Below are 25526 nucleotides of genomic sequence, written 5' to 3' on the forward strand. Positions count from 1 at the left end.
AAAGAATGCGTCTGAAGACAAAACCACAAAAGAGGACATTGGAGAACACGATCCCTTTGATCAATATCGTGTTTCTGATGCTCATTTTCTTCCTCTTTGCAGGTTCTATCGATAGGGACGATGCAAAAAATGTAAGCCCTGCAGAAACGCAGGAGCAATCCAGTCGTGAGCTCATCGCCGGAGCGCTGATCATCGCACCTGATGGAACGATGACCCAAAATGAGCAGCCAATTCAGGTTGAGGATCTGATCCCGCTTGAAGGCAGTGAAGAACCTCTGATGGTTGTCGCCGATAAAGCACTCTCTGGCCAAACACTGGCAAGAACTCTCGCAGCACTTAAGAAGCAAGGTTTTTCTGATGTCACACTTGTCACAGTAAGGGCATCACAATGAAGCGAGGGATACGGAGAAAAATTGGTGGTTCTGCTTTAACCACAGCCCTGCTGGTTTCAGTGAGCGTTCACGCAGCTGGCTTTGCATGGTTTTATTCTCGAGCTCCTGAAGTTCAGGTTGCCTCTACAAAATCGACGTCACTTTCGGTTGTTGGTTCAATTGAGGATCTGATTGCTGGTACGAAGGAGGTCGTTGAACCGATCGAGCCAGATCAACCGGATGAGATCGAACCGCGTGAGATTGAAACTGAAACACCCGTTGAGCAAGTCAAAGAAGTTGAGCCTGTAGAGCCAATTGAGGTTGCTAAAGCAGAGATCACGCCAGTCCAACCCGTGGAGCCGATTGTTCCTCAAGCTGTAAAGCCTGTAGTCGTGCCAGTTACAGAAGGCGTTACGATTAAGGCTGATGTTGAGCCAATCAAACCCAAGGAAGAGCTGGAACCTCTTGAGCGTCAGATTCAGCCAGAACAAATCCGGCCTGCTGAAGTTCAGGAAGTAAGGCCTCTCGAAGTTGCCAAAATCCAACCTCTTGAACAGCCCAAGCCAGTAGAACAGGTAAAGGAAGTTGAACCTGTAAAGCTGGAGGAGCTTGAAAAAGTCGTTCAGTCGGATGAGGTAAAACCGTCCGAGCCAGAGAAGTTGGAAGAAGCTAAGCAGGAAGAGCCTGAAGAGCTAAAGCCAGTTGAAAAGAAACCTGCAGAACCAGTTGAAGACAAGAAAGAGCTAGAGGCAAAGCCTGTCGAAACCGAGGTTGCAGCGGTAACAGTTCTGGTTCCACGCGCGGCACCGCCACGCCCAAAGCAGGTGCAGAAAGCTAAACCCAAGAAAGCTGCGAAAAAAGCTCCAACAAAGGCAAAGAAAGAGCCTGCCAAGAAAGCTGGCAATGCAGATGTCAACTCAGTTCGCGGTTCCAAAGTTGCCCGCAAAGGTTCCAACTCTGCAAAGAAGGGTAACAACATTGCCGGCTCCGGTGATAGTGCTGGTAATGCGGCGACAAGCAACTACTGGGGCAAGGTTCAGAAGAAGATCCAACGTGCAGCTGACCGAAGGTATCCACGTCGTGAGAAAAACCGGAAAAAGTCAGGTGTCGTGCGTGTGAGTTTTGTTGTTCATCGTGATGGTGCTGTAACAGGGATCAAATTAACTCGTTCAAGCGGAAATAAGCGTTTTGATCAGGCTGCTTTAAAAGCTGTGAAAGCAGCAGCTCCCTTCCCATCATTTCCATCTTCGATGAGAAACGGGACGGTATCCAGAACAGCTCCAATTGTGTTCAGAGCGCAATAACAAAAAAGGCAGCGAGTTATCGCTGCCTGATCATCTCGTCTATGGGGTCGCGCTTATTCAGCTGCGGCCATATTTTTTGGCAGAAGCGGGTCTTCAATCTGCAGCAGATGGCGAATGCTCGCGCGGTTATCTGCAAGGTCCGCAATCGTACACTTGTCGAGCACACCAAGGAATGCTTCCAGCGCTTCATGTAGAACAGAGTTGAAGCCACAGTGGTTGACGAGCGGGCAGTCCTGACGGCCACTGTCAAAGCACTCAGCAAGAAGGAATGACTCTTCAGTTGCACGCACCACCTGTCCAACGCTGATCTGTTCAGCAGGACGTGGCAACACGATACCACCGTTGCGTCCCCGGATGGTTTTCATCAGGTCAGCATCAACGAGCACCTTCATGATTTTAAAAAGGTGGGTTTCCGACATGGAAAACGAAGCTGCGATCTCCGCAACCTTGCTTGGCTTGTCAGGATTTGCCGCACAATACATCAGGGCACGTACAGCATAGTTGGTTTGTTGAGTGAGTCTCATAGTATTAGCTATGCGTCTTCCGGCGTCTGTCGTCAATCAAAATATGCATCTCTAACTCAAGAATAAACCATTCCTAGTTTAGAGTCATTAAAAACTTTGCCGGAGCAGAAAAGAAACCCGACGCTGCCTTTTTGCAAATGCACGCGCAAAATATACCTAAATCGTACAGGCCCTTCAATAATCACAAAGCAAATATCTGGAGTGCCAAACTCGTCATTTATTCAGCAAGCTAATGGTGATACAGCTCAATGCAGAGAGTGAACACGACGGACGTGATTGAGTTCCAATGAAGATTTCAAAACAAAGCCTTGAGGAGCAGGCCGCAGATTTTCTGAGGCAGCAGATTTTGGCAGGTCATTATGTCTCAGGTGATAAGCTTACGGAAAGTACGCTTGCCAAGGATCTGGAGCTTTCACGCACGACTGTTCGCATGGCGTTGAACACTCTCGCAAGTGAAGGCCTTGTCTCACAGAAACCATACGCAGGTTGGAGCGTCACAACGCTCACCGATCATGATATCTGGGAAATCTACCATCTCCGCGTCGCTCTGGAGAGCCAGGCAGCGCAAATGGCAGCGGAAACGATCACGCCTGAAAAAGCTGTTCGACTGCGTAAAGAGCTGGATGTCTTTAAGGAGATCTGTCAGCAGGATGGCGTGTCCATCACCGAAGTCACATTCTACGATTTCGAGCTTCACAAGCTGATCATTGAACTCAGTGAAAGCGCGCGGCTCGCGCACATGTATAAGAGCGTGATCAACCAGCTCTCAATTTACATCCGCATCACGCACTTCGATTTTGATATCGAAGACAGCGCGAACACTCACATCGGTTTGGTAGAAGCAATCTGTGCAGGTGAGCCGGAGAGGGCCCGCAAGCTCGCAATTGAGAACATTAGCACCTTCACGGAAATGGGTCACAAGCTGAAACATGAACATACCAAGCAAATGGAGGAAGACTGAACGCGTTTGTTGGAATGTTTGAAGCAATAAAAAAGGGCGGCCCGGAGGTCGCCCTTTTGCTTTGCCTGAGGAGGAAGCTTATTCCGCTGGAACAGCATCTGCTGTTTGGCGGGACTGCCGGAGAATATCTTCGCCACTTGTTAAAGCGAAGTCCTCACGCATCCACTTGATAAATCCGTAAACCATATAGCCGATGATAAACATCAGTGGGATAGAGGTTACGATGGCACATGTTTTGATGGTGTTCAGTGGGGCATCAATGAACATCATCGCAAGTGGAACAGCAGCCAGCATCACACACCAGAACAGGCGCAGCATTGGAGATGGCTCTTCGTTTTCTTTCAGACCCTTTGTGGAAGTTGCAGCCATGGTGAATGCAGCAGAGTCCAGAGTGGTTGCCAGGAAGAGAACGGAAACCAATGCGAACAGAACGATGAAGATCGCGCTGAATGGCAGGGAGTTCATAACCTGAACGATTGCCTGGTTGCCTTCGCCGGAAGCCACGAGACCAGCAACATCAACTAGACCGTTCACGTTTGCAGACTGAGACAGACCGCCAAGGATACCAAAGAAGAAGAAGCAACCTGCACTACCGCTCAGCAGCATGTTCGTGATGACGCCACGGATGCTACGTCCCTTGGAGATCTTGGTCACAAAGATAGACACGAATGGAGTGTAGGTGATCCAGTAGAGCCAGTAGAAGATGGTCCAACCTTCTGGGAAACCACCGTTTTCAACCGGGTCGGTGTAAAGGCTCATACGCACGAAGTCCTGCAGCATGATGCCAAGACCATTCACGGTAGACTTCGCGATGAACATGGTTGGGCCGATCAGGAACACAGCAATACAGAAGCCGATTGCCAGGTAAGTGTTCATGGAGCTGATACGCGCCATGCCCTTCTGAATACCCACGTATGAGCTCAGAGAGAAGAACGCAGAGATAATCAGGATCAGAACCAGGTTCACGTTGAAGGTTGGCTCAATACCGATCAGAGAAGACAGGATCTCAGAAACCATCGGCACGGACACACCAAGGGTGATGGAAAGTGCACCGAAGATGGTGAAGATGAAGATCACGTCAATCACGCGGCTGATTGCACGCCAAAGCGGAGTGATCGGCTTGTTGCCACGGATAGCAGTACAAACAGCGGAAAGGCTGAGGCCAGGGTTCTTACGAACGTGGAAGTGATAAGCCACTGGCAGGGATACGATGCAATACGCTGCCCAGGCGCTGAAGCCCCAGTGGAACAGGTTGTATGCAGTACCCAGCTCATAAGCTGCTGTTGTACCAGTCTGAACACCCAGAGGAGGGGCGTTGAAGTAGTATGCCCATTCTGTGAATGCCCAGTAGACGGTTGCGGAACCCAAACCCGCACAGATCATCATGGAGACCCAGGCGAACGTGCTGTATTCTGGTTTTCCTTCGCCCAAACGGATGTTGCCGTACTTGCTCAGGCCAAGCGCAGCAAGAAAGATGACAGATCCAAACACAAGCACCAGCACTGGTGTGCCAAAGATTGTGTTGAATGTGCTGAATAGATAGTTGGCAATTTCATTGCCCTTGTCAGGGAAGACGGTTAGGCCTGCAACAATAGCAACGACAAAGCTCAAACTTATCGAAAGTAGAAAGGTGTCTAATCTTTTCCCAGTGTTAGACATTTGTTTTTCCTCCATCTTCAAGCGTAGGCCGGTTGGGCGTTCACTTGATATTTTTTGATTAGGTCTTCGTTCAGCTCGATCCCAAGGCCTGGGCGATCAGGAACAACAAGCTGCCCCTCAGCGAAGACCACTGGCTCTTTGGCCAGCCCGTTACCCGCCACCAGCGGGCTATTGCTCTGGGAGTATTCCATCAGGTTTCCATGCTCACAGGAGGCAAGGAAATGCACAGAAGCGGCGAGCAAAATGTCTGTGCTGAACCCATGAGGAATGAGTTGGACACCGCGCATCTGCGCCATGTCATAAATCTTGCGCATCTCGGTGATGCCACCGCAGCGCGTGATGTCTGGTTGGATGATGTCCGGCTCACAGCGCTCCAGCATGTCGTGGAACTCACGACATGTGGTCAAAGCTTCGCCGCCAGCGATTTTTTGAGAAGCCTGACGTCCGAGCTTAACGTAACCACGCTCGTCATCCGCCATGACGGGTTCTTCGATCCAATGCAGATTGAATGGTTCCAGACGCTTGCACATCTGCAAAGCGTGAGAAGCTGTCCGCCACTTGGTGGCAAGGTCAATCTGCAACTCGATGTCCGGACCAATGGCTTCACGAACAACACGAACGATTTCGTAATCGACATCTGGATCATCGCCCAGAACACCACCGCCAAACTTCAGGCTCTTGAAGCCCTTAGCCACCAGACCCTGCGCGATCTTGCGGTTGTCTTCTGGGTTATCTGCCGGGATGAAAGTGCCGTAAGCCGGAATACGGTCACGATACTTCGCTCCCAGCAGAATATGCAGTGGCACACCATAATGCTTGGCGGCGATGTCCCACAGTGCAATATCGATAGCGCTCATGGCATGAATGCCAGCCCCGCGACGGCCAACATAGTTGCTGGACCAGTACATCTTGTTCCACAAACGGCTGATTTCCAGCGGATTTTCGCCAATCAGCAGGGACTTGAGACCAGTGCAGTACAAGTTGGACTGCGGTGCTTCAATGAGTGCTGCAATCACGGAAGGCGAGCTGTCTGACTCCCCAAGCCCCACAAGACCAGTGTCTGTGTGGATGCGTACGATCAGTGCATCTTCGCCCCACTCGCAGTTTTGTGCGAGCAATGGAATACGAAGATGGATGACCTCAACATCAGTGATCTTCATTTTGTTCTCCCTGATGCGCTGGCTCTTTTGGCAAAGGCCTGCGCGTTGTTTTGATTATTCTGCGGGGATTGAAAGCAGCCGCTCGACGCGCTGATCTTTCTGAATGAGCGAGCAGTAGGCGTAGCCAAAGTCTTCAATGGCTGTCTTTTCGCCGTTGATCACGCCAGCAAGTGTTTTCAGGATTTCTTCTGAGACATTCTCAAGGCTGTCTTCACCGCGCATGATGCCGGTTGCATCAATGTCGATGTCTTCATTGATCAGCTGACTGTTACCACTCACGCGGATGACAGGAACGATTGGATTGTTAAAGCCAGCCCCACCTGTGGTCCAAAGGATCACCTGACAGCCAAGTGCTGCAAAGTGCATCGCTGAACCACCACAAAGCATTGTAGTTTCAGACAGGTACATGCCTGGCACCTCAGGCTTTTCCAGCTTCTTGGCATTGATGCGCAAGATGTCCTGAATTGGCTTGGAACCAGTTTTTGCAAGAGCGCCGAGGGATTTTTCTTCGATGGTTGTCAAACCGCCGATGCTATTGCCAACACTCATGGTTTCAACCTGAGTGCCTTCCACATGCCAGCGCTTCTCTTCATCACTGATCAGTTGCTCAATCTTCTCAAACACCTCTGGTGTCACTGCACGCTCTTTGAGAATGTGCTCACAGCCCAGCAGCTCCAGAAGTTCACCGGCAACAGCAGAAGCACCCATGTCAATCAGCTTGTCTGCAGCAAGACCAACACTTGGGTTAGATGCAATGCCAGAACTTGTGTCTGAGCCACCGCACTTGATGCCGACGAACAGCTTGCTGATCGGAGCGTCCACCATCTCAGTTGCATTTGCGTGATCGACAATCGCAGCAATGCGCTTCAACCCTTCGCGAATGGTTGAAACGGTGCCGCTCTCTTTAATGCAAGTCAGGGTCTCCACTGGACGCCCGGTAGCGCGGATTGGCCCAGCCACCAGATCAGGAGCGATGCTGCCGCAACCCATGTTAATCACCAGCGCCCCGGCGATGTTTGGGTTGGTTGCTGCGTTGATCATGGTGCCAATCATCTCTTCGTTGCCACCATACATGCAGGTATTGTAGTTGGTAACGACGACACTGCCAGGCGTCTTCTCGGAGATTGCGCGGGCGATGCCCTCAGCGCATTCATCTGCTGCGATAATCATGATGAGGTTGCGGATGCCGACAGACCCATCTGCTCGCTGATAGCCTCTGAACGTCTGCATCAGTCTACCTCAATTCCCATCTGGGTGATGATTTCGTTGATCATCACCTCTGGAATATCCAGATTTAAGCTTCGAATATTTTGAACGTGAGCAAGTTGTCCTTGTGGGACTGGCTTGATCGCCTTGCCGACTGCGACGCCACCTTTAATCAGATGATCCTCTGGTTTCATGGGGCGCAGCGCGACTTTGTTGCCAAAGGGAATAGCTTGCAGAAGTTCCAGCTCTCCCAGGCTTTCGTTCTGTTCGGAGATCACCAGAACTGTCTCGCCCTTGCCGGCATCTTCCAGCAGGGTTGCAACATTGTCTGCAGCATTAAGGCGTAGTGCCTTTATCATAATGTACTCCGTCGATTGTCCTACAATCGACTATTGCATAAAATGCACTTTAAGTCTTGAGAAAAATCAATATTGTCTGACAATCTTGTCGCAGGTAGAGTGATTCCTATTAGATTCAATAGGTTAAAGCCCACAAGATTTCTCTGTTATCTTCGATTTTGAAGTCGTTTTGGTTTTGCTAGGTAAAAGAAAACACCCGCAGTTACGCAAAACCACGAGTGCCTCAAAGCAAAAAGCACGATGCAATAAGGCAAACCTTGCATCGTGCTTGCTAATGAAACTCAAAGGGGAGTGTGTAGATTCTCCTATAAAGGAGAGACATCCACATAGACTTGATAGTCAAAGATCAGAGCATCTTTCAGCTTCAAAACTGCTGAGAAGGGGATTTGAAGCGTGCTTTTGTCGTGCCGGATGTAATGCACCTCACCGGTGCATATGACTGTATCTTCAAAAGCCCAGCTGTCTTTAAGTGTATGAGACATCGCCGAGATCGACTTGAAGAACGCTGCATTCGCATCAACGACGGCTGCATACCCAACAATCTCATCGAAGTTGCCAAGCTGGAAGCGCACATCTGGTGATAGAAACGTTCCAACAGCGTCTGCATTCAATGAGTCGACAGCTTTATAGAGTTGCTCTGCAAAGTCTCGAGCGTTCAGGGGAGTTTCGCTAACAATAGTCATGGGGCGTCCTTTCCTTATATCTCAGGGAAGCGGGAGTTATCAGTTGTTTTGGGAGTTTGATCTGCGGAGCGATGGCAGTTGAAGATGCCCATTTGTTAAGGCAAGTCCGACAAACAGAACCGCAATGGCGACGAAGATGACTGGGCTGATTGGCTCTGCGAACACCAGAGCAGCAACAAGAACGCCGGATATGGTTGCGAAGTAACCGACCTGGCTGAAGCCGACACTGTCTGTCCTATCTTGAATGAAGAAAGTCAGCGCATAGCTGCCAGCAGTGAGTAAACCGATGCCAAACACAATCCACCAAACAGCGGCCATAGGTCCGGCAGCCGCGGCAGGATCATCAATCAAAAGCAAAGGTGGCAACAGCAACAGCACTTGGGAGAACATGGTGCCACTGGCAACACCAATAGATGTGGTATCTCGCGGATAGGCCCTGTTGCGATAGATGTTTGCAATCGCCAGGGACAAAGGCATTGCAGCGCCAAACAGGATCCATATCGGATCGAACTGTCCTTCCTGTATGCTGCTAAAAGTCACGAGGCTAATACCAGCAAGCCCAATAGTGATGCCTAACAGACGTTGGGGGGCGATCAGTTTTCGCTCTACCAGAGATGTCAGACCGGCAGTGATCAAAGGTGACAAAGTAACCAGAACAGTCAGCAACCAGGCAGGAATGTACTTCAACACCCAATAAGCTATCAGCGTTGGCACTGTGATCCCGAGGAAGCCATTTAGGATGTAGTACTTAATGTGATCGCCCCTAAACGACAGCTGCTCTCGCTTCAGTCTGAGAAGAAGATATAGAAACAAGCCTGCCAACAGAAGTTGCGCCAATGTTGCGCTCAACGCAGTTACGCCAGCCTGGGTGACAAGCTTCGCGCTGGCATAGTTCACGCCTACCAATGCACCGATCAGGATGATGTAACCAGTTGGATTTTTATGCTTTTCAATCTTTGAAGAAATCGCGCTTCCACTCATCAGGCCGCTCCTTTCTGATAGACACCGACATGTTCACGACCATGAGGCTTGCTTAGGTCGAGTTGCGGGCCTATCGAAACAATGCCGTTGGGATTCAAATGAAGATGGCTACGGAAGTAGTGCTCTCGCATGCGTTGGAAGTTCACCGTCCCTGCAATGCCCGGGATCTGGTAAAGCTCTCGCAGGTAGGGACTTAGATTGGTGAAATCTGAAAGGCGCTTCAGGTCAGTTTTGAAATGAGTGACATACACCGCATCAAAGCGAATGAGCGTGACAAACAGTTTCCAGTCGACCTCGGTCAAACTGTCGCCGAGCAAGTATCTCTGTCGTTCCAAACGCTGATCAAGAACATCAAGCGCATCAAACAGATCACGAACGGCTTCGTCATAAGCTGCTTGAGTAGAGGCAAAGCCCGCCTTGTAAACTCCTGAATTCACATGCGCTTGGATGTAATCGGCAAGCTGATCAATTTGGCCTGCCAGCTCGGCAGGATAAAAGTCAGCAGATGAGCCTGCAAAAGCACCAAAGGATCTGTTCAACATCCGCATGATGTCAGCAGAGTTATTGCTGACAATCTGGCCCGTTTTTTTGTCAATCAGAAGCGGAACGCTGATGGGACCAGTGTAGTTTGGGTTAGCCCGTAAATAGGCTTCATAAAGAAATGTATCCTTTGGAACTCCGGCGGTTTCATCAAGCAAAGCCGGCTCAATCCGCCAGCCTTTATCACCTCGGAACGGATGCATCTCACTGACAGATATAACATTTTCTAGTCCCATCAGCGCGCGCATTACCATCACACGATGACACCACGGGCACGCGTGAGAGGTGTAAAGATGATAGCGGGTTGCCTCTGCGGGAAATGGCGCTGTGCTTTCAGCTTCAATCCAATTGCGGATATCGCTGCTGAGCTGATGGTGTTGTCCATCACTGCTCTTGGGTTTCTCCCGCAACTGCCCATCAATGAGCATCATAGTCATAACTGTGTCCTCTGCTTCTTTAGAGAACCTAGTTCGTTTCCTGATTTGTGATAATCTGCTATAAGAGAAACTATTTGGTGAGAAAAAGAGAACGCTGAGGCTCAAACGAATGGATCAGATAAGCGCTTTACCTGTCTTCGTGATGGTCGTGGAACATCAAGGCTTTGCAGCCGCCGCACGCGAGCTGGGTGTCTCAAAATCTGCTGTCAGTAAGAGAATTACTCTTTTAGAAGAGCATCTTGGCGCACGTCTTTTAAACCGTTCAACCCGCAACATCAGCCTGACGGAAGCGGGAGAACTCTACTACGCCCGTGCTGTCGATGCTCTGGAAGCCGCGAAAGAGGCTGAGAGTGCTGTCGCTCAAATGCAGGGCAAGCCAAAGGGGCGGCTTAAAATCAATGTCCCCATGACCTTTGGCCGACTCCACATCGCGCCATTGATACCTAAGTTTCTGAAATTAAATCCAGAAATCAGCATAGATATGATTATGGATGACCGAACAGTTGATCTGGTCGACGGCGGCTTCGATCTCGCCATCAGGGGAGGGCGCTTAAAGGATTCATCCCTCATCGCCCGAAAAATCGCCCCATGCTTCAATGTGTTAGCCGCATCTCCTCAGTATCTTGAGGAACATGGAACACCAGCAACGCCGCAAGACCTACAGGCCCACAACTGCCTGCACTACGCTTATTTCAGCGACCAGCATGAATGGACATTGGAAGGCCCTGAAGGCCAAATAAGAGTAGAAACTTCAGGCAATTACCAGGTCAACAACGGAGACGCTCTCACAACCGCAGTTCTCGGTGGATGCGGTATTGGTCGCCTGACAACCTTCGCAGCAGGAGAGTACCTAAGATCTGGCGCCCTGACCCAAGTCCTGCCCAACTACACTCTCCCCACCCAAACCATGTACGCCGTCTACCCCAACCGCAAATACCTCCCCACCAAAACCCGCGTCTTCATAGACTTCGTCTCCGAACAAATCGGCAGTGATCTGCCTTATTGGGATGAGGGGCTGTTCTCCTCCAGTCTCTCCAGATCAAACACCAGATAAAGCAGGTTTTTGCACCAATGCATGACGGTTTGGCGTTCTTTTGGATCGGTGGTGAGGGCGATGATGTTGAGGCAAGAGACGCTGATGAGGTTTTGCAGGTAGGCGAGGCGCTGCGGGTTTTCTGGCAAAGAGCGACCGAACTTTTCCTGAATGCGGATGAAGCGGGAGAGGATCTGGTTGACGTGGGCTTCTTCCAGCTCGGACAGCTCCTTTGAGGAGTTCATGGAGCGGCGCAGTTGCCAATGACCTGCTGAGTTGGCGTCATAGCTGATTGCCATCTGCTCAAACATGTCATCTATGTAATCGCGGATTGGCTCGCTGCCATCATAGCGCGCATCCAACTCATCTAATCCGTTCAGAGCATTCTCCAGCCAGCGGCGGAACAGCTCGTAGAAGATCGATTGCTTGTTGGGAAAGAAGTTATAAAGCGAGCCAACACTGATATCGGCACGACGTGCTATTTCGTTGGTGTTGATCTTATCGACCTGACCTTCGCTCAGCATGTCCAAAGTGGTTTGCAGGATCAGTTCAATCTTTTCACGTGAGCGCTGTTGCTTAGCCTTCTTTCGCAAAGCGAGGGATTGCTCGTTCAGGGATGGCATGGAAATGGCTGTCCTTTGTAAATCTCGCTTTACCGTGTTCTGCCCAACAAGATTTCCAGAGGCAAGCCCCTTGGAAAAGAATTAGCAAATATACTCACTGAATATCTTGACTTATAAAGTCATATTATCTATTGGAGTCAAAATCGAGTTATTGCTCAACTTTTTGATTTGAGAATCTGAAGTTATTGCAATCGCTGAAAATTTTGAAAAATCAAATGATTAAGCTCCAACCAATTTAAGCGTCAAGCCAGAAGCCAGACACCATTGGGGCGGTTATCAGTGGAATAGGTGTTTGAAACATGGGCATCCACTACAAGTCTGCGCTTCTGTCTGGCTCCTCAATCAGTCTGCTGCTGCTTACCGGAATTGCAGCTGCGCAAGAGGCCAGTTCTTCCAATCAGGATCTGGATGAAGTTGTTGTCTACGGCTCGACAGTTGCCGAAGACGCATTAGCGCCAACGCTCGGCTATGTTCCGACAGAAACAGCAAGCGCAGGCCGCATTGGCTTGCCTATTGAAGAAACGCCACGTTCTGTTTCAGTTGTATCCTCCCAGCAGATGGAAGATCAGGGCGCAGAGTCTATTGTAGATGCGATTTCTTATAGTGCGGGTGTCATGCCTGCAATTTACGGTTTTGACCTTCGCTACGATAACTACACAGTCCGTGGTTTTGAAAGCGGTGTCGGCGGTGTGAACTACAGAGATGGTTTGCCGCTGCGCATCTTTGCGTGGGGTGGGTGGAACATTGAGCCGTTTGGTGTTGAGCGCGTTGAAGTGTTGCGCGGCCCTTCTTCTGATCTGATCGGTGCCAACCAACCCGGTGGTCTGGTCAATACTGTTACCAAGCGCCCACTGGAGGATTTTGAGGCCAAAATACAAGCCTCCTACGGCAACCATAACCGAAAGCAGATTGCCGCAGATGTGACTGGCTCTTTGTCAGAGGACTCACCCATCAGCTATCGTTTGGTTGGCGTCGGGCGACTCTCTGACTCGCAGGTAGATGAGGTTCAAGATGATCGTCTTTACTTCGCACCGTCGCTAACGGCCAAAATCGGTGACAACACCAAGCTAACATTGTTGGCGCAGTATCAAAAAGACATTCAAGGTGCCAGCTGGCAGATTTTGCCAAGTATGGGCACTTTGAAGAGTAACAAGCAGGACGGTGATTTTGATTACAGCACCTTTGCGGGTGATCCTGACCGTAAAGGTTTGAACCGCGATCAGCACTACATTGGCTACGAGCTGGACCATGATTTTGGTGGTGGTATTGAGCTCTATCACCGTGCCCGTCTAGCATACAACAAAATTAATTATGATAGCGCTTACAACGGCGGCGCGCTTGATTTTGACAGTTTAACCCTAAGTCCAACCGCTGTTCCGGGTGTTGATACCGCGGTTCTTATTGCCCATGAAGTGGATGAAACCGCCTGGCAGGGCTCCGTTGATACAGCGCTCAAATGGGATAAGGAGTTTGGCGCCGTTACAACTCAGTTTGTAGCTGGTGTAGATCTTTATAAAGGTCAGTCAGAAGCTGATTTGGGTGGTGGTTATGCTGGTGAGAAAAATCTGAAGACTGGTGATATCAGCCATAATCTCGGCCTCATTCTCAAGGCTGGTGGAACTACCGGTGATCCTACCAAAGATATTCCATTTTATGCTTATGTTGATGGACTGCTGGCACCACAAACCGGTTATCAGGATCAGAAGGTTTCACAGGCTGGTGTTTATGCAGCCGCGAACTCAAAGATCTTTGATAAGTTCCGTTTGGATCTGAGCTTGCGTCATGACTGGCTGTCAACTGAAACCAAAGCAAAGCTGGCTTCTCCCGGCGCGATAGCTGCAAAGGAGAGCACATACAACACCGCTCTTACAGGCCGTATTGGTGCTTCTTACGTCAGTGATTTAGGACTGATCCCGTTTGTCAGCTATGGCACATCTTTTGATGTTCCACCGGCAGGGGTAACCACAGACGGAAAAGTCTTCGACCCAACCACTGCAGAGCAGTTTGAAGTTGGGCTGAAGTATGCACCAGAATCCTTCAATGGGTTCTTCAGCGTCACTGGTTTTCACATCACTAAAGACAATCTGGTGGTTTCTGATCCGGATAACTCAGCAAACCGGGCGCAGGTGGGTGAAGTCAGGTCTCAGGGCATCGAGTTAGAAGGCGCAATTGAGCTGTTCAGTGGCTTATCTGCGCTCGCCAGCTACACTTACCTGGATACAGAAATCACGAAGGATCTGACCGGCAAACTGGCAGGTAAACAGCTGGAGCGTACACCAGAACATTCCGGTTCTCTCTGGCTGAAATACGATTTTGCTGATCAGGGCAACTGGTTGGATGGCCTCAGCATTGCAGCTGGTGCTCGTTATCTGGGAGACCGCTATGCGGATGCTAAGAACACAGTGCAACTGGATGCCGTAACTCTGTTCGATGCGGGTGTGAGCTATGAATACAACAATCTGAAGCTCTCCTTCACCGGGCGCAACCTCGCTGACAAATCTTACATCAGTCACTGCGGAACAGCCTCATTGGCGGATCCATCGCTGGGGCTTGCCATTCCAACTATGGATTCCATGAACTGTACTTATGGTCGGGGCCGAGAACTGCGACTTCAGCTGACGAGTACTTTCTAGACTTTCCTAATCAGAAAATGAGTTGATGCCACGGGCTTTGCGGCCCGTGGCTGGTTTTGTGAGAGAGACATGCATTCTATCCACGCATGCATCAAACAGTTTGAACGGGTTTTGTTAGGCAGCGCGCTGTGTCTGGCGATGCTTTTCGTGAGTGCTCAGCAGTCAGAGGCCGCTGACTTTCCCGTTGTGTTCGAGCACCAGTACGGGAAAACGACAGTGACGTCGCAGCCCAAGCGGATCGTATCTGTCAGTTTTATCGGGCATGACTTTTTGTTGGCTTTGGGCGTGAAGCCTGTGGCGTTGCGGCGTTGGTATGGCGACTATCCCAATGGAGTTTGGCCGTGGGCCCAGCCTGCTTTGGGGGATGCCAAGCCAACGGTCATGTGGGGAGAGATCAATGTGGAGCAGATCGCAGCATTGAAGCCTGATCTGATCCTGGGGCTATGGTCAGGTATGACGCGTGCTCAATACAAGATCCTCTCACAGATAGCACCGATTCTTGTGCCTGAAGAACGTTACGGTGATTACGGCACGCCCTGGCAGCAGATGACGCGTACGATTGCGAAAGCTGTTGGGCGTGCTGAAAAAGGGGAGCAAGTAGTGCGGGATCTGGAAGCCCGCTTTGCTGCTATCAAACAGAACCATCCGGACTGGTTGGATAAATCTGCTGTGGTGGTTTGGCCGGGTGATATCGGCGCTTATCCATCTTCAGACCTTCGTGGCCGGTTTCTGAGTGATCTTGGCTTTATCGTATCTGAAAAGGTGGAAGCGCTTGTCCGCAGTGATCTGTTTTATGTGCGTGTTTCACCGGAAGATCTGGACCCTATCGATACAGATGTTCTGATCTGGCTCGATTTTGGCTCAGGCGCATCGCAGATCAATACGCTACGTCTGCGCCCGACCATGCGGGCTTATAACGAAGGACGCGAGGTCGTTGCGACACCGATGATTGCTGCAGCACTTTCTCATTCCTCTCCACTCAGCTTGAACTTTGCTCTGGACCAGCTGGAACCGCTGATTGCAGCAGCTATCGATGGAGATCCGGCGACATCAGTGACCACCTCTGTTGAGGCTGGCATCACGCAAGCACAGCAGATGGAGGGGCAGTGATGTTTGTTGATGTTGCGCAGCGTGTGGGTGCTGCAGACAATCTCAGTGTTTCGGGCAAATCTCGTGGTGGCTGGTCACTTGCGCTTGTGGTCCTTTTAGTCGTTCTCTCGGTGATTTCGCTCGGTGCTGGTGTGCGGTCTGTTCCACTATCTGCAATCACCGATGCTTTGTGGGCGACGAACCTAAGCAACCCAGACCACATTGTGATCATGGAAATGCGGGTGCCGCGCTTGATTGGCGCGTTGCTGATTGGAGCGTCTTTGGCCATGGCCGGCGCGATTATGCAGATCGTGACACGCAACCCGCTGGCGGATCCGGGATTATTTGGCGTGAATGCCGGGGCATCCATGGCCGTGGTGCTATCCATTTGGGGTGCAGGCATTTCGGCTGCAGGCCTGTTCATATGGCCTGCTATGGCTGGTGCCTTCGTGGTGAGCCTTGCCGTATATGCTCTTGCCAATTTGGGGCAGGGCGGTGCCAGCCCCTTGCGTATGGCTTTGGCAGGGGCTGCTGTCAGCTCGTTTCTTCTTGCACTTGTCCGTGGTGTTTTGCTGGTAAGTCAGCAAACATTGGAAACCTACCGCTTCTGGGTGGTTGGCTCGCTGCAGGGCGTGAAGCCCGAAGTGCTGCTGCAGCTCTGGCCGTTCTTTGCTGCTGGCTTTGTGGCTTGCCTCATCCTCGGACGTTGGCTGAATGCCCTCTCTCTTGGTGAAGATCTGGCGAAGTCACTTGGAACCAAAATGGGTCTTGTCAAAGGCCTCAGCCTGTTTGCGGTAGTCTGTCTGTCAGGTGGTTCTGTTGCTCTGGCTGGGCCCGTCGCGTTTGTGGGGCTCGTCGTGCCTCATGTAGCTCGCCGGTTCAGTGGAGCAGACAGTGCCTGGCTGCTGCTGTTTTCCGCCTTGCTGGGAGCCTTGTTTGTGCTTGCCGGCGATATTCTTGGCCGCGTTATTCTTGAAGGCCGTGAGCTGCAAATCGGTGTCACCGTGGCATTGGTGGGTGGTCCGTTCTTTGTCTACCTCCTCAGAAAAACAAGGATGATGTCTCCATGAAGTTGCTTGGCCATCATCTCATCGTTCCGCTACCGGGTGGAGCACTTCTTATGCGCAAACGTAGCGCTGCTGTTGGCTGTGTATTGCTGGCATTCACATTGATCGCAATGTTCGCGGCCCATTGGCTCGGTGTTTATCCAATCGCTGCGGATCGGATCTTGCCGCTTATGTTCAGTGGTGAGAACAGCGTTGATCAGCTCATTCTGTTGGATGTGCGCATGCCGCGTATTCTTGTGGGCGTTTTTGTTGGCGGCCTTATGGGCATGTCCGGTGCGATTTTTCAGGCGTTGATGCGCAACCCTCTGGCCTCACCGGATGTGCTTGGGTTCAACGCTGGCGCCGCCTTTGGTGCACTTCTGACAATCTTCCTGTTTGGCTCTGCTGCCTATGTGTTCTGGGGAGCCGTTGTCGGAGGTGTGCTGACAGCAGTGCTGGTTGTGGCCTTGTCCTGGCAACGTGGGCTTGACCTCTTTCGCCTGATCATGGTGGGCATTGGCATCGGCTTTACATTGCTGGCTTGTGCAGACTTCCTCATGTCGCAACTGGATATTCAGCGCGCATCCGATATGGCCAAGTGGCTTGTTGGCAGTCTTGGGCAAATCCAGCGGGAGGATATCGCTCCGGTTGCGATTGCGTTTGTGGTGCTGGGTGCTCTGGGCATTGTGCTGCAATACTCATTGGACAGGCTCGCTTTTGATGAAGATCTGGCAACTGGCCTCGGTTTGAAGGTGAACAGCCTTCGCTTGCTGTTGGTCGCCGTTGCCGTGGTGATGACGGCCACCGCAGTGGCCGTTGCTGGGCCAATTCCATTTGTAGCGTTCGTTTCTGGACCAATTGCACGGCAACTGTCCAAAACACCGTCTTCAGCACTCATCCTGGCAGCGGGTATTGGCATTCTGGTCACGCTGCTATCAGACACAGCCGCCCGGACACTGGTTGCCTCGTTCCAGATGCCAACCGGTGTGTTTACCGCGTTGATTGGTGCTCCTTATCTCATTTGGTTGCTTGCACGGCAGGCGAAACGGAATCTTATCTAATGCTTCAAACTCAAGAAAATACGCCGTTGGAAGCCAAAGATCTCGGGCTTTCGTTTGGCTCTCACGTTGTCCTGAAAGACTTCAATCTGGCAATCCCAAAGGGAAAGATCTCTGTTGTGATTGGCCCCAATGCCTGCGGAAAGTCTACGTTGCTTCGCTCGCTGGCACGGTTGGAAAAGCCAACGGCAGGCACTGTGTTGTTGGATGGAAAATCTATCCATAAACAGCCCACACGTGGTGTTGCCAAGCGTCTTGGCATCCTGCCTCAGATGCCTGTTGCGCCAGAAGGGATCACGGTGGGAGATCTGGTCAGCCGTGGTCGTACGCCTCACCAGTCTGTCTGGCGGCAATGGTCCCGTCAGGATGAAGTGGCAATCCAGAATGCCATGGAGATGACCAAAGTTACAGAGCTGCGCGACAAGCTTTTCAGCTCTCTTTCGGGAGGGCAGCGTCAGCGTGTCTGGATTGCAATGGCGCTGGCGCAGGAAACTGATTTGCTGCTGCTGGATGAGCCGACCACCTTTCTGGATCTTGCTCATCAGATCGAACTACTGGAGCTTCTCAAGCAGTGCAATGAAGAGCAGCAAATGACAATTGTCGCTGTCCTGCACGACATCAACCTTGCCGCACGCTACGCGCACAATCTGGTGGTCATGAAGGATGGCCGGATTGAAGCGCAAGGTAGTGCGAGCAAGACCATCACCAAAGACATCATGAAATCTACCTTCGGACTGGATTGTTATGTGATGCCAGATCCGGTGAAGGGTACGCCGCTGGTTGTTCCAGTTTGATGCCAACAACAATTTCAATAATTTAGACGAGCACTTTGATGACAACCAATGCAGCAGAACTCCATAAAATTGAAAGCCTCATTCCCGGCATCGAGTTTGATAAAGCTATTGAGCTTTTTGGCGCGGAAGCCAAGCTTCACAATCTGACGCTGGAGGAAATCACCGGCAAGCATTACCGCGTGAACTCTCCACTTGGGATGGTTGAGTTTGTAAAGGTGGAGGCGCAGGCAAAGCTGATGATCTCCGCTCCATCTCAGGATGCACTGCATCTGGTGAAGGAAAGCATTGAACATCTGATCGGGCACATCGACATCAATATTCCGCCTCAGATGGTTTGGAGTGGAGATTTCACCGCTGGTGTACACCCGCCAAACTTTTTGGAAGTTCGTGTTGTTCGCACAGCTGCGTTCAGCTCCAACTTCATCCGGGTGACTGTCTCAGCAAAGGGCATTGAGCGCTTTTTTGAAGGTGGTTTGCACTTCCGTCTGCTGTTTCCCAAGAACCCAAGCTTTGAGGCACACTGGCCATATTGGGATGACAAAGGCCGCACAGTCTGGCCTGAAGGTGACTATGAGCTGATGCGTCCGGTTTATACGGTGCGCCAGTTCAACAAAGCAGCACAGAGCATCGACTTTGATGTCTTCCTCCATGAAGGTGGTCCAACTGCAGATTGGGCAGCCCGAGTTATTGAGGGAGACACAGTGGGTTTGCTTGGCCCAGGTGGTGGCTGGATTCCGGAAGCAAACTATCTACTGCTGGCAGGGGACGAAACGGCTATCCCGGCGATCTCCCGAATTTTGGAAAGCTCTCCGGAAGGCACAGAAGGTGCCGTGGTGGTTAGCGTTTCCCAAAAGGGAATGGAAACACCCATCCCGCTGCCAGACGGCATGTGCCTTGAGTGGGTTTATCGCGATGCAGTTGGGCATGATGGTTTGTTTGAAGCTGCAAAGCAGATCGAAATTCCGAATGTACAAGAGGCATTCTGTTGGTTTGCAGCTGAAAAGAAAACGGCCAAGATAGCCCGCAAATACTTCCGCAATGAAGTCGGCTTCAAGGCGGATAACTGCTACATCGCGGGGTTCTGGGAAGAGGAGTAACCCCTCCTAAAACCCTAGCAGTTTTGCACCTTGATAGAAGATGAAAGACACCGCCCAAGCGTAGGTGAGTGACAGGATCAGGGAAAAGCTTGTGAAGCGCCAGCTTTTCCCTTCTGCATGAACTGTAGCGATGGTTGTCAGGCAAGGCGTGTAAAGCAGGCAGAACAGGCAAAAGCTGTAGGCTTCCAGCGGTGTGACGCTCATTGTAATCGCTTGAGAAACACCGCTGGTAGAAAGAGCGTAGATGGTGGAAAGTGACCCGATCACGATCTCCTTGGCGATGAATCCGAAGATCAGAGCCAGGGTGAGATAAGGGTTGACGCCAATGGGCTCCATAATCGGCTGAAGCAGAACCCCAAGCTGACCTCCGTAGGTGTTCAGCCCTTCCGCACCAACAGGAAGGTTCGTCAGCAGCCACACAAGAATGCAGCCGATGATGATGAAGCGCGACGCTCTTCTGATAAACTCGCGCACCTCACCCCAGCCGCGTAACAGCACCTGCTTTACCGTTGGAATTCGGTAGGGGGGTATTTCCAGCAAAAACGGTTCCTTGCTTTTGAACTGGCGCGAAAAGCTGAAGATCGCTGCAGTTGAGAAGGCAGCGAGAAAACTAATCACATAAAAGGAAAAGAGAACGAGTGCCCCCTTGGAGCTGGGGAAGGTGGCGCTGATGATGAAAACGAACACAGCGAGCCGTGCTGAGCACAGTGAAAACGGGATAACGAGCATAGCCAGCAACCGTAGTGAGCGCGTCCGCATCACGCGTGTTCCCATCAACGCAGGAACATTGCAGCCGAACCCCATCATCTGCATAACGAACGCCCTGCCATCCAATCCGACACGCCGCATCAAGGCATCCATCAAAAAAGCTGCCCGGGCCAGATAACCGCTGTCTTCCACGGCTGCCATGCAGAAAAAGAACAGCACGAGCAAGGGCACAAAAGAGGCGACTGTAGACAGACCAAGCCATATACCGTTGATCAGGAAGCTGTTCAGCCAGGCAGGTGCCCATGCCAGCCCCGGTTCCAGCAACGTTGCCTGTACCCAATCCGCACCGCTGCTCACAAGGTCTTGCGAGGGCAAGCCGATCTCCCAGATAACCGAGAATATGACCAGCATGCTGAGGAAGAACATGGGTAAGCCCAGCAAGGGGTGCAGGAACAGCTGGTCCAGCTTCTCCGTCAATGTCTTCGGCCATATTTTGGGAAGAGTGACACACCCTTTCAGTGCATCATCAAGCGTTTCCTCGGTCATCAGTGTTTTGAAAAGAGAGTCATAGTCTGCCAGAACCGGCTTGCTCGCAAACTCGGAGCTAAGACTTTCTGACACCTGCTTCATAGCACCTTCAAAGCCGGTGCCATACTTGGCGCTGATAAGGGCCACTGGCATTTTGAGAGAGTCCTGAAGTTTCTCCAGGTCAAACGTGATGCCAAGCTTGTGTGCCTCATCGCACATGTTGAGCATGACAACAGCAGGCAGGCCCAAAGCTTTAACCTGCAACGGCATCAGGATTTGACGCTCAATCTGCGCGGCATTGATGACGATGATCACCAGATCGACGGGGAACTTGGTGAGGAAGCGGTTCACGACCGCTTCATCTTCAGACCCACCCTCCAGATTATAAATCCCAGGAAGATCAACATATTCCACTTTTCGACCGTCCAAAGGAACACGTGCGCGCATCACGTTCACGGTGATGCCCGGCCAGTTACCAACTGATGCTCGCGCATTGGTGATGCGGTTGAACAGCATGGATTTGCCCGTGTTGGGCTGTCCGATAAGCGCAATCCGAGGCGTGCTTTGGGCTCCTGTCTCAGGCCGGGGATTCATCGCCTTTGATCTCCTCCACAACAACGCACCGCGCTTCAGAACGGCGGATGGCCACCTGTGTTGCCTGATTGACCCGCAGCAACATGGGGCCACCCAACCAGGCCAGTCGAATAACACTCACCTCTTTGCCGATATTGATGCCGAGAGCATTCAGGCGAACCACCAGTGCGCGGCCATCAGCTGTCTTTTCACTCTCGATTGCGCACACAACAGCTCGTTCACCCTTGAGAAGTTGATCGAGACTGCGTGTTTGGGATGCGTTGCTCATGATCTGCTTGTGAGGTGTTGAAATGAAGTTGAGGTTTAAACTCATAAATACACAAGCCGATCCCGGAAATGTGGTTATGGGTTTCTTGCATGACCAGATCCAACTTGAAGCAATGTTCTCACTGACTGCCTAACCTAGGGATATGCCCTAAAGGCAAGCCTGATATCTGTTTAAACCCTAGGATCTACCTGCGATTAAGTTGCATGTGCAGATTGATAATATGAGTGTAATATACTAGTTAAAAATATCTAATTGGTTAGCCAGAGCGACTCGTTCGAGCCAGGCCGTTGAGCGCTAGGTAGAAAATGGCTAACGACAGCAACACCCTTATTGCAGGGCAGGGGCGTACATCTTCCCAACTTGAGCATGGCGAGCGGACCGCACGTTCAGTTATTGTTGTTCTTGCAGGGCTTTATGTGGCGCAGGCCATTCCGGTTTATTTGGTTGCTGCTGCCATGCCTGCCATCTTCAGAGCTCAGGGCATCAGTCTGGTCAGCATTGGTTCTATGGCACTTTTGATGCTGCCTTGGGTCATCAAGTTCCTCTGGGCACCGGTGGTTGACAGATACTACATTGCAGCTTTGGGAAAGCGCCGCAGCTGGATTATCCCGATGCAGCTCGTCTCCGTTGGCATCATCACCTATCTCTCCACGCTCAACGTTGCAGAGCATTTACACATCCTGTTCCCGCTGCTGATGGTTCTGGCGCTGTCTTCCTCTACACAGGACATCGCGACAGACGGCTTTGCAGTGGAGCATCTGGCACCAAAGGACCAGCCACTGGGCAATGCAGTTCAAGGCGGCAGTGTTGCTGCTGGCGTCCTGATAGGCGGCTCTCTCTCCCTATTCCTGCATGATCTGTGGGGTTGGAGCGCAGCACTCAAGACAGCCGCCGCTCTCTCCTTCCTGACTTTGCTGCCGCTGCTCTTTTTCAGAGAAAACCCACGCAAAGACAAAACGGCGGAAGGCGAGGGCAAGTCACGGCCATCCATCATCAAGTTCGGAAAACGCCACAGTACCTTGATGTTGCTGTTCTTCGCCTTGCTGTTCCGCCTGCCAGAAGGTCTGGTGAAAGGCGTCGAGCAAGCGTTCCTCGTCGATTTCGGTTTCACACTCTCTCAAATCGGCATGGTCAGCGGTGGAGCTGCAGCTTGTGTCGGCCTGGGTGGTTCAGCCATCGCGGTGGTGTTGATCAAACGTGCAGGACTGATGCAGTTCCTATGGCTCATCGGTGGCCTGCGAACCTTGTGTTTCCTCGGCTACGCAACAGCTGCATTGCTGGATTATCGCGGTGTTGCCGTTCTGGTTGGCCTGTCTGCCGCCAACACCTTCATCCGTTACATGGAAATCGTCGGTCTCTACAGCGCCTTCATGCGGGTCAGCTCACTCAAACAGGCTGGAACCGACTTCACCATCCTAAGCTGCGCAAACCTGCTTGTTTACATGTTGGGCAGTGTTGCCGCGGGCATGATCGCTCAGCATTCCGGCTACGGCATTCTCTTCTCGCTCGCCACCGTCTGCTCCGTCGCAGGCATCTTGGCCAGCATGCACTTCTTCAAAAGGGCATCCATCGGCAAGGGGCAACAAACTGCCGAAGGTGCTGAACTCTCAACCACATCTACTGTAAATACTTAGGGGGCAAAATGAAAAGCGTCGCAATGGGGAACAAAGGTTCCCTCGCGCGGGTGCTGCTATGCACCGTCGCGCCTTTCGCAATGTTTCAAACAGCATCCACCGCAACCGCACAAGATGTCATTGAAGACGATACCGACCTCACCGTCGTCGTAACCGCCAGCCGCACCGAGGAGTCCATTTCTTCTATTCCAGGTACTGTGCAGGTGATTGGTCAGGATGAAATCAAAGGTGCTGTCGATGCATCTGGCGATATCACATCTGCATTGGCACGCCTCGTTCCAGGCTTTTCGCTTGATAACGAAACTCTTTCTGGCGGTGGCCAGAACTTTCGTGGTCGCTCTGTTCAGATTCTCGTAAATGGGGCCCCGCGCACAACTGCGTTGCGCAAACTGAGCCGTGCACTCAGCCTGATTGATCCAAACAGCATCGAACGGATTGAAGTCATCAACGGGGCAAGCGCTGTCTATGGTGACGGGGCCACCGGTGGTGTCATTAACATCATCACGAAGACCGCTGAAGAAGAAGGTTGGTCAGGCGAAGTTAGCACTACAATTTCTGCATCTGAACGAGATGTGAAAGACAGTCTGAATGTCCTGACAAGCGTTAATGCTGGCTTCCGGCAAGAGAATACTCATGCTCATGTCAGTGGTCAGTTTAAAAATACCGGTGACATGTTTGACGGTTCCGGAACTCAGATCTCTGAGGATCCGATTACTGGACAGGGCGGAGGCTCAGGTATTGAGCAGTACAACCTTTCCGGTCAGCTGGGATACGAGGGTGACGCATTTGATGTCACTATCTACGCAAATCTCGTTAAGATGGAACAGGAGATCAAGTACCAGACAGACTACACAACGGATCCTGTCTCTATCGATCCAAGTAAACCGTATCTGGGTCTTCCACCGCTTGAAGACAGTAAGAACATCAACGCGACATTCAATTTCTATGAAGTTGGTGGGCTCTTTGATGCAAAGATTGAGCTGTATTACAACGATGCCGAAAAGCGAGCAGCATTTGTACCCTTAAGTGCTGCAAATCCAGTCGCTTATTTGCCAGATGTAAATGAGTCTCAAACCGTGCTGTTTGCGAAGCAAGCGGGTGTGAGAACTACCTTCGATGCAGAGCTCAACTCTATCTATGAGGGTTTGGCGCTGACTTGGGGGAGCGACTACAGCTACAATGATATCAGCCAAACTATTCCCGATGGGCGTGATATCATCTCACCAATGAAGCAGCATGGCTTTGCACAATTCGCTCAGGTCAAAGCACCGATCGGAGAAATGTTTGAAGTGCGCGGCGGAGTTCGTCATGAGCGTTTCTTCCTAAGCATAGACAGCTTTGTTCGCCCAACTGCTTTGGTTCCGAACCCAATTTACTCCAATCCAGGTGATCCACTAACAGCGACAATTGGTGAGCACACGTTTACTGCTGCAGATAAAGACTACAGCGCGACAGTGTTTAATTTGGGCGGCGTTGCACACCTAAGTGATAAGCTTGATGTATTTGCAGGTTTCTCTCAGGGCTTCTCAGTCCCGGATGTCGGCTCATTTACAAGACGCGCTATGCCGCTAAATCCATTTGCTGATGGTGTTGTAGATGTTTCTGATGTGGCTCCTGAAGCAGTGATCGTGAACAACTTCGAGCTAGGTGCACGTTACAACACGAAAGCACTATCCCTCTCTGCATCTGCTTTCTACTCTACTTCAGACAAGGGGGTGAACTTTGATGATGCGACTCAGACTGTTTCTCAGGCTGAGGAGCGCATTTGGGGGGCAGAGCTTAACATCCGTGGGCAACTGAATGAAGCCTGGGGTGCAGGAGCTGTGCTTGCCTATAAAGAAGGTGTTTGGGATGAGAACAAAGATGGCGATCTTGATGAGGATCTGCCGAACAATCGCATCGGCTCGCCGTTCAAAGCAACAGTATTCTCAGACTACAACTTCGGTAATGGCTTTAGCCTTCAAGGTGAAGCTGTGTTTGGTTCAGGTCGCAGTGGCAAAGAAGGTGCTAAAGGAGATCTGAAAAAACTCAAGCCAACCTTCACAATGAATGCGAGTGCTAGTTACAACTCCGACTACGGTGACTTCCGCTTTGGTGCCACAAACATCTTCGACACCAAACAACAAAACACCACTGCCACAGCGCTACGCGACCGCGAAGTCCAAGCCGAAGGCCGCCGCTTCTTCTTGCAGTACACGAAGACGTTCTAGTTGAAGCAACATAGAGCAGGATTTAT

23 protein-coding genes are annotated in these 25526 nt (G+C 51.3%); 12 read left to right on the forward strand and 11 right to left on the reverse strand.

The window, feature by feature from the left end:
- Window positions 1-5: 5 nt before the first annotated feature.
- Together PSE_RS05480 and PSE_RS05485 are read left to right on the forward strand one after the other, a co-directional pair.
- Window positions 6-392, forward strand: a complete 387-nt coding sequence (locus PSE_RS05480) for a biopolymer transporter ExbD (RefSeq protein ID WP_014283938.1) — start codon at window positions 6-8, stop codon at window positions 390-392.
- Entirely contained in the window at window positions 389-1675 is a 1287-nt protein-coding gene (locus tag PSE_RS05485; RefSeq protein ID WP_014283939.1) for a TonB family protein, read from the forward strand. Before PSE_RS05480 ends, PSE_RS05485 begins: the two co-directional genes overlap by 4 nt.
- A gap of 53 nt (window positions 1676-1728) precedes the next feature.
- Here PSE_RS05485 and rirA read toward each other — a convergent pair whose 3' ends face one another.
- Window positions 1729-2199 (reverse strand): iron-responsive transcriptional regulator RirA, encoded by a 471-nt coding sequence (gene rirA, locus PSE_RS05490; RefSeq protein WP_037038081.1) that lies wholly within the window; start codon window positions 2197-2199, stop codon window positions 1729-1731.
- Between the two features lie 286 nt (window positions 2200-2485).
- Between rirA and PSE_RS05495 the strand changes: the two genes are divergently transcribed.
- Window positions 2486-3160 carry a GntR family transcriptional regulator gene (locus PSE_RS05495; protein WP_014283940.1) on the forward strand — a complete coding sequence of 225 codons (675 nt, stop codon included), beginning with the start codon at window positions 2486-2488 and terminating at the stop codon, window positions 3158-3160.
- Between the two features lie 78 nt (window positions 3161-3238).
- Here PSE_RS05495 and PSE_RS05500 read toward each other — a convergent pair whose 3' ends face one another.
- The 7 genes from PSE_RS05500 to PSE_RS05530 form a co-directional block, all read right to left on the reverse strand.
- Complete coding sequence (locus PSE_RS05500) at window positions 3239-4819, reverse strand: BCCT family transporter (RefSeq protein WP_008552453.1); 1581 nt, start codon at window positions 4817-4819, stop codon at window positions 3239-3241.
- Between the two features lie 17 nt (window positions 4820-4836).
- Window positions 4837-5979, reverse strand: a complete 1143-nt coding sequence (locus tag PSE_RS05505) for a mandelate racemase/muconate lactonizing enzyme family protein (RefSeq protein WP_014283942.1) — start codon at window positions 5977-5979, stop codon at window positions 4837-4839.
- A gap of 54 nt (window positions 5980-6033) precedes the next feature.
- Window positions 6034-7209 carry a UxaA family hydrolase gene (locus PSE_RS05510; protein ID WP_014283943.1) on the reverse strand — a complete coding sequence of 392 codons (1176 nt, stop codon included), beginning with the start codon at window positions 7207-7209 and terminating at the stop codon, window positions 6034-6036.
- Window positions 7209-7544 (reverse strand): SAF domain-containing protein, encoded by a 336-nt coding sequence (locus PSE_RS05515; RefSeq protein WP_008552299.1) that lies wholly within the window; start codon window positions 7542-7544, stop codon window positions 7209-7211. Before PSE_RS05515 ends, PSE_RS05510 begins: the two co-directional genes overlap by 1 nt.
- A gap of 305 nt (window positions 7545-7849) precedes the next feature.
- Window positions 7850-8227 carry a nuclear transport factor 2 family protein gene (locus PSE_RS05520; RefSeq protein ID WP_008552339.1) on the reverse strand — a complete coding sequence of 126 codons (378 nt, stop codon included), beginning with the start codon at window positions 8225-8227 and terminating at the stop codon, window positions 7850-7852.
- A gap of 39 nt (window positions 8228-8266) precedes the next feature.
- Complete coding sequence (locus PSE_RS05525) at window positions 8267-9208, reverse strand: DMT family transporter (protein ID WP_014283944.1); 942 nt, start codon at window positions 9206-9208, stop codon at window positions 8267-8269.
- Window positions 9208-10290 (reverse strand): glutathione S-transferase family protein, encoded by a 1083-nt coding sequence (locus PSE_RS05530; protein WP_244421357.1) that lies wholly within the window; start codon window positions 10288-10290, stop codon window positions 9208-9210. The genes PSE_RS05525 and PSE_RS05530 overlap by 1 nt, the downstream gene beginning before the upstream one ends.
- 4 nt (window positions 10291-10294) lie before the next feature.
- Between PSE_RS05530 and PSE_RS05535 the strand changes: the two genes are divergently transcribed.
- Window positions 10295-11239 carry a LysR family transcriptional regulator gene (locus PSE_RS05535; RefSeq protein ID WP_041768017.1) on the forward strand — a complete coding sequence of 315 codons (945 nt, stop codon included), beginning with the start codon at window positions 10295-10297 and terminating at the stop codon, window positions 11237-11239.
- Here the strand turns inward: PSE_RS05535 and PSE_RS05540 are convergent.
- Window positions 11185-11841 carry a TetR/AcrR family transcriptional regulator gene (locus PSE_RS05540; protein WP_014283946.1) on the reverse strand — a complete coding sequence of 219 codons (657 nt, stop codon included), beginning with the start codon at window positions 11839-11841 and terminating at the stop codon, window positions 11185-11187. The two genes, PSE_RS05535 and PSE_RS05540, sit on opposite strands and share 55 nt — an antisense overlap.
- A gap of 299 nt (window positions 11842-12140) precedes the next feature.
- Between PSE_RS05540 and PSE_RS05545 the strand changes: the two genes are divergently transcribed.
- The 6 genes from PSE_RS05545 to PSE_RS05570 all read left to right on the forward strand — a co-directional run bounded on the left by PSE_RS05545 (window position 12141) and on the right by PSE_RS05570 (window position 19558).
- Window positions 12141-14474 carry a TonB-dependent siderophore receptor gene (locus PSE_RS05545; protein WP_014283947.1) on the forward strand — a complete coding sequence of 778 codons (2334 nt, stop codon included), beginning with the start codon at window positions 12141-12143 and terminating at the stop codon, window positions 14472-14474.
- Window positions 14475-14543: 69 nt separating this feature from the next.
- Window positions 14544-15584, forward strand: a complete 1041-nt coding sequence (locus PSE_RS05550) for an iron-siderophore ABC transporter substrate-binding protein (protein WP_014283948.1) — start codon at window positions 14544-14546, stop codon at window positions 15582-15584.
- On the forward strand, window positions 15584-16633 hold the full coding sequence (locus PSE_RS05555) for an iron ABC transporter permease (RefSeq protein WP_014283949.1): 1050 nt from the start codon (window positions 15584-15586) through the stop codon (window positions 16631-16633). The genes PSE_RS05550 and PSE_RS05555 overlap by 1 nt, the downstream gene beginning before the upstream one ends.
- Complete coding sequence (locus PSE_RS05560; RefSeq protein WP_014283950.1) at window positions 16630-17670, forward strand: iron chelate uptake ABC transporter family permease subunit; 1041 nt, start codon at window positions 16630-16632, stop codon at window positions 17668-17670. The genes PSE_RS05555 and PSE_RS05560 overlap by 4 nt, the downstream gene beginning before the upstream one ends.
- Window positions 17670-18461 carry an ABC transporter ATP-binding protein gene (locus PSE_RS05565; RefSeq protein ID WP_014283951.1) on the forward strand — a complete coding sequence of 264 codons (792 nt, stop codon included), beginning with the start codon at window positions 17670-17672 and terminating at the stop codon, window positions 18459-18461. The genes PSE_RS05560 and PSE_RS05565 overlap by 1 nt, the downstream gene beginning before the upstream one ends.
- A 38-nt stretch (window positions 18462-18499) precedes the next feature.
- Window positions 18500-19558: a siderophore-interacting protein gene (locus PSE_RS05570; RefSeq protein WP_014283952.1), complete on the forward strand. Its 1059-nt coding sequence runs from the start codon at window positions 18500-18502 to the stop codon at window positions 19556-19558.
- 6 nt (window positions 19559-19564) lie between these two features.
- Here the strand turns inward: PSE_RS05570 and feoB are convergent, their stop codons facing one another.
- Together feoB and PSE_RS05580 are read right to left on the reverse strand one after the other, a co-directional pair.
- On the reverse strand, window positions 19565-21388 hold the full coding sequence (gene feoB, locus PSE_RS05575; protein ID WP_014283953.1) for a ferrous iron transport protein B: 1824 nt from the start codon (window positions 21386-21388) through the stop codon (window positions 19565-19567).
- On the reverse strand, window positions 21372-21701 hold the full coding sequence (locus PSE_RS05580; protein WP_014283954.1) for a FeoA family protein: 330 nt from the start codon (window positions 21699-21701) through the stop codon (window positions 21372-21374). Before PSE_RS05580 ends, feoB begins: the two co-directional genes overlap by 17 nt.
- A 260-nt stretch (window positions 21702-21961) precedes the next feature.
- Between PSE_RS05580 and PSE_RS05585 the strand changes: the two genes are divergently transcribed.
- Window positions 21962-23290 carry an MFS transporter gene (locus PSE_RS05585; protein ID WP_014283955.1) on the forward strand — a complete coding sequence of 443 codons (1329 nt, stop codon included), beginning with the start codon at window positions 21962-21964 and terminating at the stop codon, window positions 23288-23290.
- An 8-nt stretch (window positions 23291-23298) separates the two neighbouring features.
- Window positions 23299-25500 (forward strand): TonB-dependent receptor, encoded by a 2202-nt coding sequence (locus PSE_RS05590; protein WP_208998094.1) that lies wholly within the window; start codon window positions 23299-23301, stop codon window positions 25498-25500.
- The last annotated feature ends 26 nt before the right edge of the window (window positions 25501-25526 follow it).

The organism is Pseudovibrio sp. FO-BEG1, from assembly GCF_000236645.1.
Classification (GTDB): domain Bacteria; phylum Pseudomonadota; class Alphaproteobacteria; order Rhizobiales; family Stappiaceae; genus Pseudovibrio.